Here is a 13462-nt window from a genome sequence, read left to right as displayed (position 1 = left end):
TAATCGTAGTAATAGCAATATTTTGACAGGTGCCAGCAGATGAACATTCAAGGTCAAGGTCACAGTCTTTATCAGGAACTTCAATCCCTCGCTTCACAAGCCCGAAGTGTGTCTTCTGAGATGGCGATCCCGGCTATTCCTGAGCAAAATAACAGCCAATCCGATTTTTCCGCCATGCTCAAAGGTGCGCTGGATAAGGTCAATGGCTTACAAGGTGAAAGCCGTCAACTGGCGACAGCTGTTGAAATGGGCGACCCTAAAGTGTCTTTGGCTCAGGCCATGATTGCGGGGCAAAAAGCTTCATTAGCTTTTGAAGCCACAGTACAGGTGCGAACCAAACTGGTTGAAGCCTACAAAGAAATTATGTCGATGCCGGTCTAAGGCGGGGGATTAAAACGTGGCAGAAAGTACCTCAACTGAACTGGCAATTTCGTCAGATGATTTTGGCAGCAGCACTCCGGTGCAACAAGAACAAAAATCCGGCTTCCTTGGCTCTATGGGCGGTGGCATGGACATGGTGCGTCAAATCAGTCTGATTGTCGCATTAACGATTTGTATCGCCTTAGCTGTACTGATTATTTTATGGGCCCGTGAGCCTGATATGCGCCCTTTAGGCACTTTTGAAACCAAAGAGCTGATTGAAACTCTGGATTATCTGGACAGCCAAAAAGTAGATTACAAGCTGGAAGGTCAGGTGGTGATGGTGTCTGGTAAAGAATACCAGGACATCAAACTTAAACTGGCCCGTGCCGGTTTGCAGCAAGAACAAAGCACAGGCGATGAAATTCTGATGCAGGACAGCGGTTTTGGCGTCAGTCAGCGTTTAGAGATGGAACGCTTAAAACACAGCCGTGAACAACAGCTTGCCCGCACTATAGAACAATTTCAGAGCATCGCTTCAGCTCGTGTACTGCTTGCTATTCCAAAAGAAAATATTTTTGCCCGCCGTGAAAAACAACCTTCAGCTACTGTGATGGTGACAGTCCGGGGCGGTAAAAGCTTAAAAGACGGCGAAGTGGATTCCATAGTCGATTTAGTCGCCTCTGCAGTACAAGGTCTTGAACCCAGTCGCGTTACAGTAACGGATCAAAACGGTCGTCTGCTCAACAGTGGCTCGCAAGATGCTTCATCTGCCCGCAGTCGCAAAGAATACGAGATGGAACGCGCCCGTGAAGAAGAGTATCGTCAGAAAATTGACTCCATTTTAATCCCGGTGCTGGGAGTAGATAACTACACAGCGCAGGTTGATTTATTAATGGATTTTACTGCTGTTGAGCAAACGCAAAAACGCTTTAATCCTGATTTACCTGCGGTGCGCAGCGAAATGAGCATTGAAGAAAACAGCGTAGGCGGTGGTTTAGGTGGTATTCCTGGCGCTTTAACCAATCAGCCCCCACTGAACAGCGCCATTCCTGAACAAGCAGTTGGAGCTGATGCCGGCAAAGCTGTAGTGCCGGGTCGTAATACCAAAGAGATGACCCGCAACTATGAGCTGGATACCACCATCAGTCATTCGACTCAGCAGTCTGGTGTGATCCGTCGGATCAGTGTGTCTGTGGCTGTGGATTATTTACCTGGTTCTACTGCTGCTGATGGCTCTGTCACTGAACCTCAAATCCGTTCACAGGCCGAAATTGCAAATATCCGCCGTTTATTGCAAGGTGGCATTGGTTTTGATGTGCAACGGGGCGATACTATAGAAGTGGTCTCAGTGCCTTTTGCGCGCAGCATAATGGCTGAAGCAGTGGAACCACCTATTTACGAGCAGGAATGGTTTGCCCGTATGCTGAAGCTGGTGATGGGTACGCTGATCATTATAGTGCTGATCCTTGCCGTAGTTCGTCCAATGCTGAAGAAACTGATTTACCCTGAAGATACACAGGACACTTATGATGAATCTTCATTAAGCAGTGGTCTGGATCTGGGAGATGATACTCTGGATATGTTAACCCGCGAGTTTGATTCAAAATCTGTCGGTTTTGCAGCCGATGGTACCTTGATGCTGCCAGACTTGCATGGTGACGAAGACCTGTTAAAAGCGGTTCGTGCCCTTGTGGCGAACGAACCTGAATTGTCCTCACTGGTCGTTAAAAATTGGTTAGCCGAAGATGAGTAATGTTGAAACCACCAAGCCAGCCTTTGACGTAGGCAAATTAGATGGCGTTGAAAAAGCCGCCATCCTGTTGCTGAGTTTGTCAGAAGAGGACGCTGCACAGATTTTAAAACACCTTGAGCCAAAACAAGTGCAAAAGGTGGGTATGGCAATGGCGCAGATCGATGATCTGAATCAGGCTAAAATTTCTGCTGTGCACCGGCTTTTTATCGAACAAATTCAGAATTTCAGTACTATAGGCTTCCAGAGCGAAGAGTTCATCCGCCGTGCTTTAACCGCCGCTTTGGGTGAAGAAAAAGCCTCGAACCTGATTGATCAGATTATTTTGGGTGGTGGTGCCAAAGGTCTGGATTCGCTGAAATGGATGGACTCAAAACAGGTGGCGAACATCATTCGTAACGAACACCCGCAGATCCAGACTATTGTCTTGTCTTATCTGGAGCCTGAGCAGTCCGCTGAAATTTTATCGCAGTTCCCGGAAAAAGTGCGCCTGGATTTAACCATGCGTATTGCCAACCTGGAAGAAGTACAACCGGCGGCATTGCAGGAATTAAACGAAATTATGGAGAAACAGTTTGCAGGTCAGGCTGGTGCTCAGGCCGCGAAAATGGGCGGCTTAAAAGCAGCGGCCGATATCATGAACTACCTTGATACTAATGTTGAAGGCCAGTTGATGGACTCCATTCGCGAACATGATGAAGAAATGGCGCAACAAATTCAGGATTTGATGTTTGTATTTGAAAACCTGATCGACGTTGACGACAGGGCCATTCAAACCATTCTGCGTGAAGTGCAGCAGGATGCATTGATGAAAGCACTAAAAGGTGCCGATGCTGACTTAAAAGAGAAAATCCTGAGAAACATGTCCAAACGTGCAGCAGAATTGCTGAACGACGATTTGGAAGCCATGGGACCAGTTCGTGTCAGCGAAGTGGAAGCGGCACAAAAAGACATACTGTCAGTTGCACGGCGTCTGGCGGATGCCGGTGAAATTATGCTTGGTGGTGGTGGTGGTGAAGACTTCCTGTAACAGGGTTCTGGAGTAAAGCTGTATGACCATGGATCCTTTTCGTACCAAACAACCTTTTGCGCCAACGGATGAGTTACTTGAGTTACTCAAACGTTGGCCCAGCCCTGAGCTGAGCTCAGATAGAAAAGCGCCAGCAGGTAAAACCAATGCGCTGAACAAAACGCTGCCGACAAAAAAGGTGGCATCGATTGCTTTAGAAGAAGAAACTGAACTGGAGATCAAACCTCTGACGGCTGACGATATTGAACAAATACGTCAGGCGGCTTTTGATGAAGGTTTTGCTCAGGGTAAAGAAGAAGGTTTTTCTAAAGGCTATGAAGAAGGCCGCGAACAGGGCAGTGCTGATGGTTTGACTCAGGGCCAGGCTGAAGGGAAAAAACTTGGTTTAGAACAAGCCTCAGAAGAAATAGAGCAGAAGAAGCAGGAACTGGCGGCCTTGCTGGATCAGCTGCAGCACCCTTTATTGCAAATTGATCAACAGGTTGAGCAGCAACTGGTGCAGCTTTGTCTGGCGATGGCTGAAGCTGTGATAGCGGTGGAAGTAAAAACCAATCCACAAGTGATTTTAAAAACACTTTCTGATGCGACCTCTGTATTGCCTATGCAAACCGAACATATTCTGATCAAACTTCATCCTGACGATCTGGCTTTGGTAGAACAACATTTCAGTGGTGAACAATTAGCAGAACGGCATTGGCAGTTGCGCTCAGACCCTGCCATTGAACGTGGTGGTTGTTTGCTGGAAACCTCATTATCTTCCATGGACAGAACTATTAAACACAGATTGCAAAGCAGTCTGGAGCATTTCTTGCATTCTCCTGATTAATAATAAGTCCTGCTTTGTCGCAGGCTTTGTTTTCGGAGTTTTATCTTTATGTCGTCTTCACAGTTAGCCGCTAATTTAAAACAACAGCTGCAGCATATTCAGAAAAGCAGACCTAATCTGGCCGGACGTTTGGTTCGGGTCGTGGGGCTGACTCTGGAAGCTACAGGCTGCACCGCGGCTATAGGCCAGACCTGTCACGTGGAAACCGCCTCAGGCCAGTTATTTGCTGAAGTGGTAGGGTTCGCCAACGATCGTATTTTTTTAATGCCCAAAGATGATGTGTCAGGTGTAGTGCCTGGCGCCAAAGTGACTCCTTTAAATGACTTCAAAGGGGTGCCTTTAACCATGGCATTGCTCGGACGGGTGATTGACGGTGCAGGCAAACCATTGGATGGCAAAGGGCCGATTTTAAGTCAGGAATTTGGCGGTGCGAAAAAACCTCCTATTAATCCATTACAACGTCAGCCTATTCATGCCCCTTTGGATGTCGGTGTGCGCGCTATCAACAGTATTATTACTGTAGGCAAAGGTCAGCGTATGGGGCTGTTTGCAGGTTCAGGTGTAGGTAAATCAGTACTTTTGGGCATGATGACCCGGGGTACTGCAGCCGATGTGATAGTGGTAGGTTTAGTGGGCGAGCGGGGCCGTGAGGTCAAAGAATTTATTGATGAAATTTTAGGTGAAGAAGGCCGTAAGCGTTCTGTGGTTGTTGCAGCGCCTGCTGACGTCTCGCCTTTAATGCGCTTAAAAGGTTGTGAAACTGCAGTGCAGGTGGCCGAGTATTTTCGTGAGCAGGGGCTGGATGTGCTGCTGTTGCTTGATTCCATCACCCGTTACGCTCAGGCGCAGCGGGAAATAGCTCTGGCGGTCGGCGAACCACCTGCAACTAAAGGTTATCCTCCTTCAGTGTTCGCTAAGTTACCAGCTCTTGTAGAACGAGCCGGTAATGGGGCCGTAGGTCAGGGCTCTATTACAGCCTTTTATACTGTATTGTCCGAAGGTGATGATCTGCAGGACCCTATTGCTGATGCGTCGCGTGCAATTTTAGATGGCCACATAGTTCTGTCACGTCAGTTGGCCGACAGTGGTCATTTTCCGGCCATAGATATCGAAAAGTCGATTAGCCGGGTTATGCCAGCGGTGACCAGTATGGAACATCAAAAACTGGCGCGAGCGGTGAAACAGTTGTATGCAGCTTACCAGCAAAGCAAAGACTTAATTTCTATTGGTGCTTATGTCAAAGGCGCCGATCCACAGCTGGATGCCGCAGTGCAGCTGATGCCAAAAATCCGTGGTTTTTTACAGCAGGAAATGAAAGAGGTTGTGCCTTATGACGAAAGTCTGACGCAACTGGATAAACTCTTACCAGGCACTATGGGGCGTTAAGTTATGGCATTGGCACAGCTTCAGCTGTTGGTGAAAGTCCAGCAGGAAAAAGAAGACAAATTACAGGCGCAGTACAGAGCTGCATTGCAGAATTATCAGTCGATGCAGCAAAAGTATCAGGGCCTGGCAGATTACCGTATTGAGTATGTGCAACAAACCCAAAGTCGTGGCCAGGAAGGTATGGCCAGCCGCCATTTTAATCAGTACTTAAACTTTATTGGCAAGCTGGACGCCGCATTAACAGCACAACAGCAGTATGTACAGCAAGCGAAGGCGAATGCTGATCAGCGTTTAATGCAGCTGCTGGCGATGCAGAAAAAACGCAAGGCGCTGGAAATACTGATTGAACGGGATTTGGCGGAAGTACAACGCAAAGCGGACAAACAAGAACAAAAAATGCTGGACGAAATCGTTACTCAGCAATTTTTCCGTAGAGTCAGTTAAGTTTGGCGCGTATTTTGTATGTATTTTCAATTATCTCGTTTGTAAAAAAATGATGTAGCCTGCCATGTGCAGTCACAGACAAACAACAGCAGCCTCTGAGCTGCAAGGACCCGGACCGGAGTGATCGATGGCTGAATTATTATCAATGACACTGCTTAGCTCTGAGCCTGTCTCAGCTGCAAAGCCACAAGCTGCTTTGTCAAACGACGCTTCTGCAGAGCCAGATCAAAGTTTTGCCGCTACTTTGGCTGCAGAAGTCAATGGAAAAGCGCCGGAAAAATCAGCAAAAGCTTCTGATAAAACGCGGCAGAATACTGCCTCACAAGTGCCGGAACAGAACAAATCGGCTGAAAAACAGAGTGCTGGCACAGCCGACACTAAAAGTGAGACCGCCGGATCTGCGGTGACTAACGACCCTTCAGACACTAAAGATGATAAAACACTGACTGCAGATGACACTGAAGCTGAGCCTGTGAGTGCTGAAAAAGGCGAGGGCGGACAATCCCATTGGTTAAACTTGCTGGAAAAAGCAAAAAGTTTGCATGAGCGTTTAACCAAAGCGGAAAAAGCAGAGGCTGATACCAAGCTGACCCCGTTACCACGTGTGGATAAACCTGGTCCCGGAATGACGGAAGAGCCTGCAGTGCTTCAGGCAGACGTTGTAAAGGGACCGTCTGAGAACATAACAGAGGCCAGAGTTTTAGCTACAACTGCGGCTGCGTCAGCAAAAACAACAGTGGCAGCTCAAAGTGATGGCGCTATAGTGCTCAGTGAAAAGCCGCTCACTGCAAAAAGCACAGAACAAAGCACAGAACAAACTGCTGAGCAGCACCTGAGTGTGGAAGAGTTAAAAGCGTTAAAACTTGTTGCTCAGACAGAGCAAAAAACAACGGCAAAAAATGACACTGCTGATACCACAACAAAGCCAGCTGACACAGCCTTAAAACAGGCAACTGCAGTGACAGACAAAGCCCTGGCGACAATCAATAAAGATACGGGGCCGGATCAGAGCAAAATCATAGCTCATATTGAAAAATCAGCGCCCAAAGCGCAGCAAGAGGCCGTTGTGGTATTGTCAGAAAGTCTGGCTGAAACCACGACAGAAGTTACAGATAAATCTCTGGTAAAAACCAATAAAGATACTGGTCCTGATCAAAGCAAAATTTTTGCTCATATTGAAAAACAAATTAAAGGCCCTGTGCCAGCTGTAAAAGCTGAACATGAGCCTGCAGTGGTCCCGGTTACTGAACCTGCTCCTCCTGTTGTAGTGAATAAAGCATTGCTTCAGACAGAGCAACCCACTTTGCCTAAAGGCGTTGCAGTGACCAGCAGCCAAACTGCTGCAGAGCAGGAGATTGATGCGGAAAGCTTGCTCGCTGCAGCTCCTGCCACCGATGTTAAAATGTCAGTTCAGGCTCAAAGTGCTGCAGCCATAGTGGCTCCTGTCGCTCAGCAAACTAAAGCTGTGAATGCAGAGGCTAAAGTCACCACCGAAGAAGCATTAAAGCAACTTCAGACTGCAACTGTTTCAGCTCAGGGAGAGCAGGGAGCGTCCTCCTCATCCGGTGGATCTGAGCAGCAGAACAAAGCTGAAACCTTACTAAGCGTGATTGAACAACAAAAAGTCACTGCTCCCCTGGTGACAGAAACCAACTCATTTAGCAGTCAACTGAAATCCAGTCTGGAAAAAACCAACGCAGCTATTACAGTGACGGGTCGTGAAGCTGTTGCTGAGCAAAGCCAAAAGCAAGCCGATCCGCTTGGACAAAAACTGAATTTGATCCAACCTGAAGCCTCGAATCAGTTAAAAGAAAAAATGCTGATGATGGTCAAAGACAAAGTACACACAGCTGAAATTCGTCTGGATCCGTCTGAATTAGGTTCGATGCAAATCAAAATAAGCCTGCAGCAGGATCAGATGTCAGTGCAGTTTATGGTGCAGCAGGGCAATGCCAAAGAGTTGATGGAACAACAAATGCCAAAACTCAGAGAATTATTGCAGCAGCAGGGCATTGAATTGAGTCAAGGCTCAGTACAGCAGCAAAACCAATCTTCTTCAGGTCAGGAAGGCGGCCGTCGCACTGCCGGAGGTACTGGTACAGCTGTGGACAGTACTGATGAGCTGGTTGATCCTGCACTGGTGCCAACAAGGCATTCGGATCGTGTGGTGGATTATTATGCGTAAAAACAACAGTTGCACAGTTAGAGATTGCCTTTGATGAATGGCGAGGTCAATAATACGGCTTCATCACAGTGGATAAGGAATAAAAATGGCAGCGGGTAAAGACTTAGAGATTGGTGACGGTAAAGCGAAAAAGAAAAAGCTGCTTATCATCATAGCTGCAGCTGTTGTGCTTGCCATTGGAGCTGTAGTTGCTGTACTGATGATGTCAGGTGGTTCGTCTGAACCTGCTCCGGTCGCAGCTGGCGCTGAAAGCGCGGTGCCAACAGACCCAAATGCATTGGCGGCTAAAGGTACTGCTTTGTATGTCAGTATGCCAAGGCCTTTTATCTTTAATGTGCCTGGCGCATCCAAAGATCGTCTGGTGCAAATTAAAGTACAACTCCTGGTTCGTGGCAGTAACAACGAAGAAACAGCCAAAGTGCATATTCCTTTGATTGAAAGTACCTTGTTACGTAACTTCAGCACCAGCAATGCCGAAGAGCTGATCACAGTTGCAGGCAAAGAAAATTTAAAGAAAAAGGCACTAAAAGATGTGCAGGAAGCCTTAACCGGCGTGGCTGGCAGTGAAGTAGTGGAAGAAGTACTTTTCACTGGTTTTGTGATGCAATAAGAGAGCAATAGCTTGACTGATTTATTGTCCCAGGACGAAATTGACGCGCTACTCCATGGTGTCGATGACGTTGAAGAAGAAGAGGTCGAGGAAAGTGGCGACGGTCGCGGGCGCTCTGCGACTGAATATGACTTTTCCTCACAGGATCGTATCGTGCGTGGTCGTATGCCCACGCTCGAAATGGTCAACGAACGTTTTGCCCGTCATATGCGTATCAGCTTATTTAATATGATGCGCCGCACCGCCGAGGTTTCCATTAACGGCGTGCAGATGATTAAATTTGGTGAGTACGTACACACCCTCTTTGTTCCGACCAGCTTAAACATGGTGCGGTTCCGTCCGTTAAAAGGGACTGGCCTTATTACGATGGAAGCGCGTCTGGTTTTTATTCTGGTGGATAACTTCTTTGGTGGCGATGGTCGTTATCATGCCAAAATAGAAGGTCGTGAATTTACGCCGACAGAACGCCGTATTATCCAGATGTTGCTGAAACTTATCTTCGAAGATTATAAAGAAGCCTGGGCGCCAGTGATGGACGTGTCCTTTGAATATCTGGATTCTGAAGTCAACCCTGCCATGGCTAACATCGTCAGCCCAACCGAAGTGGTGGTCATCAGCTCTTTCCATATTGAACTGGATGGTGGTGGTGGTGATTTCCACGTGGCTCTTCCTTATTCAATGCTGGAACCCATCCGCGAATTACTGGATGCCGGTGTACAAAGTGATAAAGAAGATACCGACTTACGCTGGAGTAAGGCGCTGCGTGACGAAATTATGGATGTGAAAGTGGATCTGACCACCAAAATGCTGGATGTGGAAGTGACACTGGAACAACTGATGAATCTGCAGGCCGGCGATATTATTCCAGTAGAAATGCCTGATCATATTACTGTGCTGATTGAAGATTTACCGACTTACAGAGCAAAAATGGGACGTTCCCGCGACAATATTGCATTAAAAATTATTGAGAAAATTAAACGACCTGAGTCCGTGAAATCAGAAATGCATGTGTTCACTAAAGGCGGTCGCCGTCTGGACAGCGATGCGGATATCACTGAACTGGAAGCGGACTTAAACTTATCTGAACGTGGGGAGAGATAATCATGGCGAATGAACAAGATACCATGGACGAATGGGCGGCAGCTTTAGCTGAAGCTGAAGTGGATACCGGAGTATCGGCAGTAGAGCTGGATGAACTCAAAGAAGAACCTGCACAACTTACTGTAGATGAAAAACGTAAACTCGATACTATTTTAGATATACCAGTCACCATTTCAATGGAAGTAGGTCGCGCCAAAATCAGTATTCGTAACTTACTGCAACTGAACCAGGGCTCAGTGGTGGAGCTGGAACGTCTGGCTGGTGAACCGCTGGACGTATTGGTAAACGGTACTTTGATTGCTCACGGCGAAGTGGTTGTGGTGAACGACAAATTTGGTATTCGTCTGACCGACGTGATCAGTCAGATTGAACGTATTAAGAAGTTACGCTAATGCGGTCAGGTTTTCGCCTTCTGGCATTCAGTCTGAGCACTTTCAGCCCTTTTCTGGTACTTGCTGCTGAAACTGTCGCTGAAGTTACGGCCACTGCAGCACCTTCAGCCCAGGGCAACGGCATGAATGCCATGACCATTATGAATGTGTTTGGCTCTTTAATTATTGTGCTGGGGTTGTTGTTTGGTTTGGCCTGGTTGTATAAAAAGCTGGCTATAAAGTTACCAGGCTCCAGCCATGTAAAAATTATTAGTTCGGTGATGCTGGGTCCGCGTGAACGTTTGCTTGTGATTGAAGTGCAGGGCAAACAAAGGGTATTAGGTGTAACAGCGAACCAGATCAATATGCTGTTTGAGTTAGAACAGCCACTGGTTGATGATGCGGCCGCGCCAGACTGGCGCACTCAATTTCAGGCATTACTACAAAAACAGAAGTCGAACTCTTAAATGTGGCCATTACTTGCGATAGTACTTTTACTTTTATCCCCTGATTTGCTGGCACAGCAAGGCGGCTCTTTGTCCGCTTTATCAGTCACCACCAATCCGGATGGTTCACAGGACTACAGCGTAACGCTGCAGGTTCTGGCTGTCATGACAGCCCTGAGTTTCCTGCCTGCCATGGTGATCATGATGACCAGCTTTACCCGTATTATCGTGGTGCTGGCTATTTTGCGTCAGGCCATAGGTTTGCAATCCTCGCCATCCAACCAGGTCTTGATTGGCATCACGCTTTTTATGACCTTTTTTATTATGGCGCCAGTCTTTGATGAGGTGAATCAAAAAGCCCTGCAACCTTATCTGGCTGAAGAAATGACTTCTATTCAGGCCTTTGATGAAGCCATAAAGCCGATGAAAGCTTTTATGCTGCATCAGACCCGGATGAAAGACTTAGAAACTTTTGCTGAAATAGCTGGCACACCCAGAGTCGACAATGTGGCAGATTTACCTATCACAGTGGTGATCCCTGCTTTTGTTACCAGTGAGTTAAAAACAGCTTTCCAGATTGGTTTTATGATCTTTATTCCTTTTTTGATCATCGACTTAGTGGTTGCCAGTATTCTGATGGCCATGGGTATGATGATGTTATCACCCATGATTATTGCCTTGCCCTTTAAGCTGATGATGTTTGTGTTAGTGGATGGCTGGTTACTGGTGATGGGGACTTTAGCCACCAGCTACGGAGTGGGTACATGAGTCCAGAGGTTTTTGTTGATATTTTAAGCGACGCGCTTTGGCTGGTGATTTTAATAGTCTCCATGGCCATAGTTCCGTCTCTGATCGTCGGCTTAATTGTATCTATCTTTCAGGCTGCCACGTCCATCAACGAACAAACCTTAAGCTTTTTACCGCGTTTAATTGTCACTTTGCTGGCGCTGATGTTTGGTGGCCATTGGTTAACCCAAACCATTATGGATTACACCGAGAGGCTCTACATGAGCATTCCTTCGGTTATTAGCTGATGGAATACCCATTACAGCAGTTACTGCAGGTTATTGCTGACTTTATGCTGCCTTTTGCCAGAGTTTCAGCCATGATGTTTATTATGGTGGCCTTTGGTGCAAAAAATATTCCTACCCGCGTCAAAGCTGCATTTTGTGCAGCCTTTATTGTGATGATTATGCCTGTGGTACCACCGGTCAAAGACGTGAATCTGATGTCGCTGAATCTGGTGGTGCAAATGATCCAGCAAATTCTGATAGGTTTGGCCATAGGCTTTATTTCACAAATTTTTGTGCAGGCTTTTGTCACGGCTGGCCAAATTCTGGCCACTCAAACAGGTTTAGGTTTTGCTGCCATGGCTGATCCGGCCAACGGTATTTCAGTGCCGGCTATAGGCCAGTTTTATCTGATTTTAGCGACCTTATTGTTTCTGGTGTACGACGGCCATCTGATTATGTTTCAAATGGTGGTGTTCAGTTTTGAAACTTTGCCTATTAATGGCGAGTGGCTTGATGTCAATAAATACTGGCAAGTGGCTGAATTCGGCAGCTGGATTATTGTCACCGCCCTTGCCATTACCTTGGCTCCTGTCACCGCTATGCTGGTGGTCAACATTGCTTTTGGTGTACTAACCCGTACTGCACCTCAGTTGAATATTTTCTCTATTGGTATGCCTATCAGCATGTTGGCTGGTTTATTAATCATGTGGATGACCATGGATACCTTTTTGTTTCATTTTAACCTGAACTGGCAGCATGGTATTGAATACACCTGCAAGTTAATTGGTTGCTAGGAGAGCTGCATGGCAACCTCTGGTCAGGAAAAAACCGAAGAACCCACCAGTAAAAAACTGGACGACACCCGAAAGAAAGGTCAGGTTGCTCGTTCTAAAGATCTGGCCACCTTTACTGTGCTGGTGGGAAGTGCGGCAGGTCTGTTAATTTTCGGTAAAGAGATTGCCGCTTCAGTACTTGAGGTTTGTCGTCGTTTATTGTCACTGGATGAAAAAGACATTTTTAATCCCTATTCGATGTTTTCGGTCTGGGGAGATGCCTTAATTGAATTATTTCCCGGTTTACTGAAGTTTTTCCTGCTGATTATGCTGGCTGCTTATGTGGGCAGTGTGCTTGTGGGCGGCTACAACTTCACCTGGCAGGCTGTTGGTTTTAAATGGAGTAAACTGAATCCGGCTGCGGGTTTTAAGCGAATGTTTGGTTTACAGGCCATGGTAGAGCTGCTTAAAAGTATTGCCAAGGTGCTGGTGATAGGGGGGTTAACTTTTGCTCTCTTGTCTACGTTTTTCGACGATATTATGGCTTTATCGCTGATGACCAGCCCTGAAGATATTTTTGCATCGGCAGAAATTCTGGCCTGGGTGTTTTTTGGTATTTGCTTTAGCGTGATTGTGGTTGCGGCTATAGATACGCCTTATCAGCTCTGGAAGCATCATAAAGAACTGAAAATGACGCTGCAGGAAGTCAAAGACGAATATAAAAACTCTGAGGGTGACCCAAGGGTGAAAGGCCGTATTCGTAGCTTACAGTACCAGGCTGCGCGGCGTCGAATGATAGCTGCAGTGCCTACAGCAGACGTAGTGGTGACGAACCCGACTCACTTTGCGGTAGCGCTTAAATACGATCAGGCAAAATTCAGAGCTCCTGTTGTTGTCGCCAAAGGTGCTGATGAAATTGCACTTTATATCCGGCGTTTAGCCGAAGAAAACAAAGTGCCTGTGCTCGAATCACCTGCTTTAGCCCGTTCAATTTTTTATACCACAGAGCTGGATCATCCTATCCCGGAACAGTTATTTGCGGCAGTGGCTCAGGTTCTTGCTTATGTTTATCAATTAAATATGTATAAAAAAGGCAAAGGAAAACGACCTAAAACACTGGAAAAAGAGTTGCCTATTCCTGAGGGGTTCCGTCACTAAAATTGT

General features: G+C 46.8%; 15 protein-coding genes. All 15 read left to right on the top strand.

Translation table 11 applies throughout. The features are described from left to right. Positions 1-39 precede the first annotated feature (39 nt). The 15 genes from fliE (at position 40) to flhB (ending at position 13456) form a co-directional block, all read left to right on the top strand. A complete protein-coding gene (fliE, locus tag RHEIN_RS08185) occupies positions 40-381 on the top strand; it encodes a flagellar hook-basal body complex protein FliE (RefSeq protein ID WP_008898509.1) in 342 nt (113 codons plus the stop codon). A gap of 16 nt (positions 382-397) precedes the next feature. Further along, positions 398-2116 carry a flagellar basal-body MS-ring/collar protein FliF gene (gene fliF / locus RHEIN_RS08180; RefSeq protein ID WP_008898508.1) on the top strand — a complete coding sequence of 573 codons (1719 nt, stop codon included), beginning with the start codon at positions 398-400 and terminating at the stop codon, positions 2114-2116. Continuing rightward, on the top strand, positions 2109-3143 hold the full coding sequence (gene fliG / locus RHEIN_RS08175; RefSeq protein ID WP_008898507.1) for a flagellar motor switch protein FliG: 1035 nt from the start codon (positions 2109-2111) through the stop codon (positions 3141-3143). Before fliF ends, fliG begins: the two co-directional genes overlap by 8 nt. Before the next feature lie 22 nt (positions 3144-3165). Continuing rightward, entirely contained in the window at positions 3166-3969 is an 804-nt protein-coding gene (gene fliH / locus RHEIN_RS08170) for a flagellar assembly protein FliH (RefSeq protein WP_008898506.1), read from the top strand. Between the two features lie 48 nt (positions 3970-4017). After that, positions 4018-5355, top strand: a complete 1338-nt coding sequence (gene fliI, locus RHEIN_RS08165; protein ID WP_008898505.1) for a flagellar protein export ATPase FliI — start codon at positions 4018-4020, stop codon at positions 5353-5355. Positions 5356-5358: 3 nt separating this feature from the next. Then, positions 5359-5799 carry a flagellar export protein FliJ gene (fliJ, locus tag RHEIN_RS08160; protein ID WP_008898504.1) on the top strand — a complete coding sequence of 147 codons (441 nt, stop codon included), beginning with the start codon at positions 5359-5361 and terminating at the stop codon, positions 5797-5799. Between the two features lie 127 nt (positions 5800-5926). Next, on the top strand, positions 5927-7984 hold the full coding sequence (locus tag RHEIN_RS08155) for a flagellar hook-length control protein FliK (RefSeq protein WP_008898503.1): 2058 nt from the start codon (positions 5927-5929) through the stop codon (positions 7982-7984). 85 nt (positions 7985-8069) lie between these two features. Then, complete coding sequence (gene fliL, locus RHEIN_RS08150; RefSeq protein ID WP_008898502.1) at positions 8070-8594, top strand: flagellar basal body-associated protein FliL; 525 nt, start codon at positions 8070-8072, stop codon at positions 8592-8594. Between the two features lie 12 nt (positions 8595-8606). Further along, entirely contained in the window at positions 8607-9695 is a 1089-nt protein-coding gene (fliM, locus tag RHEIN_RS08145; protein WP_008898501.1) for a flagellar motor switch protein FliM, read from the top strand. Positions 9696-9697: 2 nt separating this feature from the next. Further along, entirely contained in the window at positions 9698-10087 is a 390-nt protein-coding gene (gene fliN / locus RHEIN_RS08140; protein ID WP_008898500.1) for a flagellar motor switch protein FliN, read from the top strand. Next, a complete protein-coding gene (gene fliO, locus RHEIN_RS08135; protein ID WP_008898499.1) occupies positions 10087-10533 on the top strand; it encodes a flagellar biosynthetic protein FliO in 447 nt (148 codons plus the stop codon). Before fliN ends, fliO begins: the two co-directional genes overlap by 1 nt. Further along, a complete protein-coding gene (gene fliP, locus RHEIN_RS08130) occupies positions 10534-11280 on the top strand; it encodes a flagellar type III secretion system pore protein FliP (RefSeq protein ID WP_008898498.1) in 747 nt (248 codons plus the stop codon). It begins immediately after the preceding gene. Further along, positions 11277-11546: a flagellar biosynthesis protein FliQ gene (gene fliQ / locus RHEIN_RS08125; RefSeq protein WP_008898497.1), complete on the top strand. Its 270-nt coding sequence runs from the start codon at positions 11277-11279 to the stop codon at positions 11544-11546. Before fliP ends, fliQ begins: the two co-directional genes overlap by 4 nt. Beyond that, entirely contained in the window at positions 11546-12319 is a 774-nt protein-coding gene (fliR, locus tag RHEIN_RS08120) for a flagellar biosynthetic protein FliR (protein ID WP_008898496.1), read from the top strand. The genes fliQ and fliR overlap by 1 nt, the downstream gene beginning before the upstream one ends. A gap of 9 nt (positions 12320-12328) precedes the next feature. Beyond that, positions 12329-13456 carry a flagellar biosynthesis protein FlhB gene (gene flhB, locus RHEIN_RS08115; protein ID WP_008898495.1) on the top strand — a complete coding sequence of 376 codons (1128 nt, stop codon included), beginning with the start codon at positions 12329-12331 and terminating at the stop codon, positions 13454-13456. Positions 13457-13462 lie beyond the last annotated feature (6 nt).

The sequence above is a fragment of the Rheinheimera sp. A13L genome, from assembly GCF_000217935.1.
Taxonomy (GTDB): domain Bacteria; phylum Pseudomonadota; class Gammaproteobacteria; order Enterobacterales; family Alteromonadaceae; genus Pararheinheimera.
Note: the sequence above shows the minus strand (reverse complement) of the source record. Positions and strands in the feature narration are given on the sequence as shown.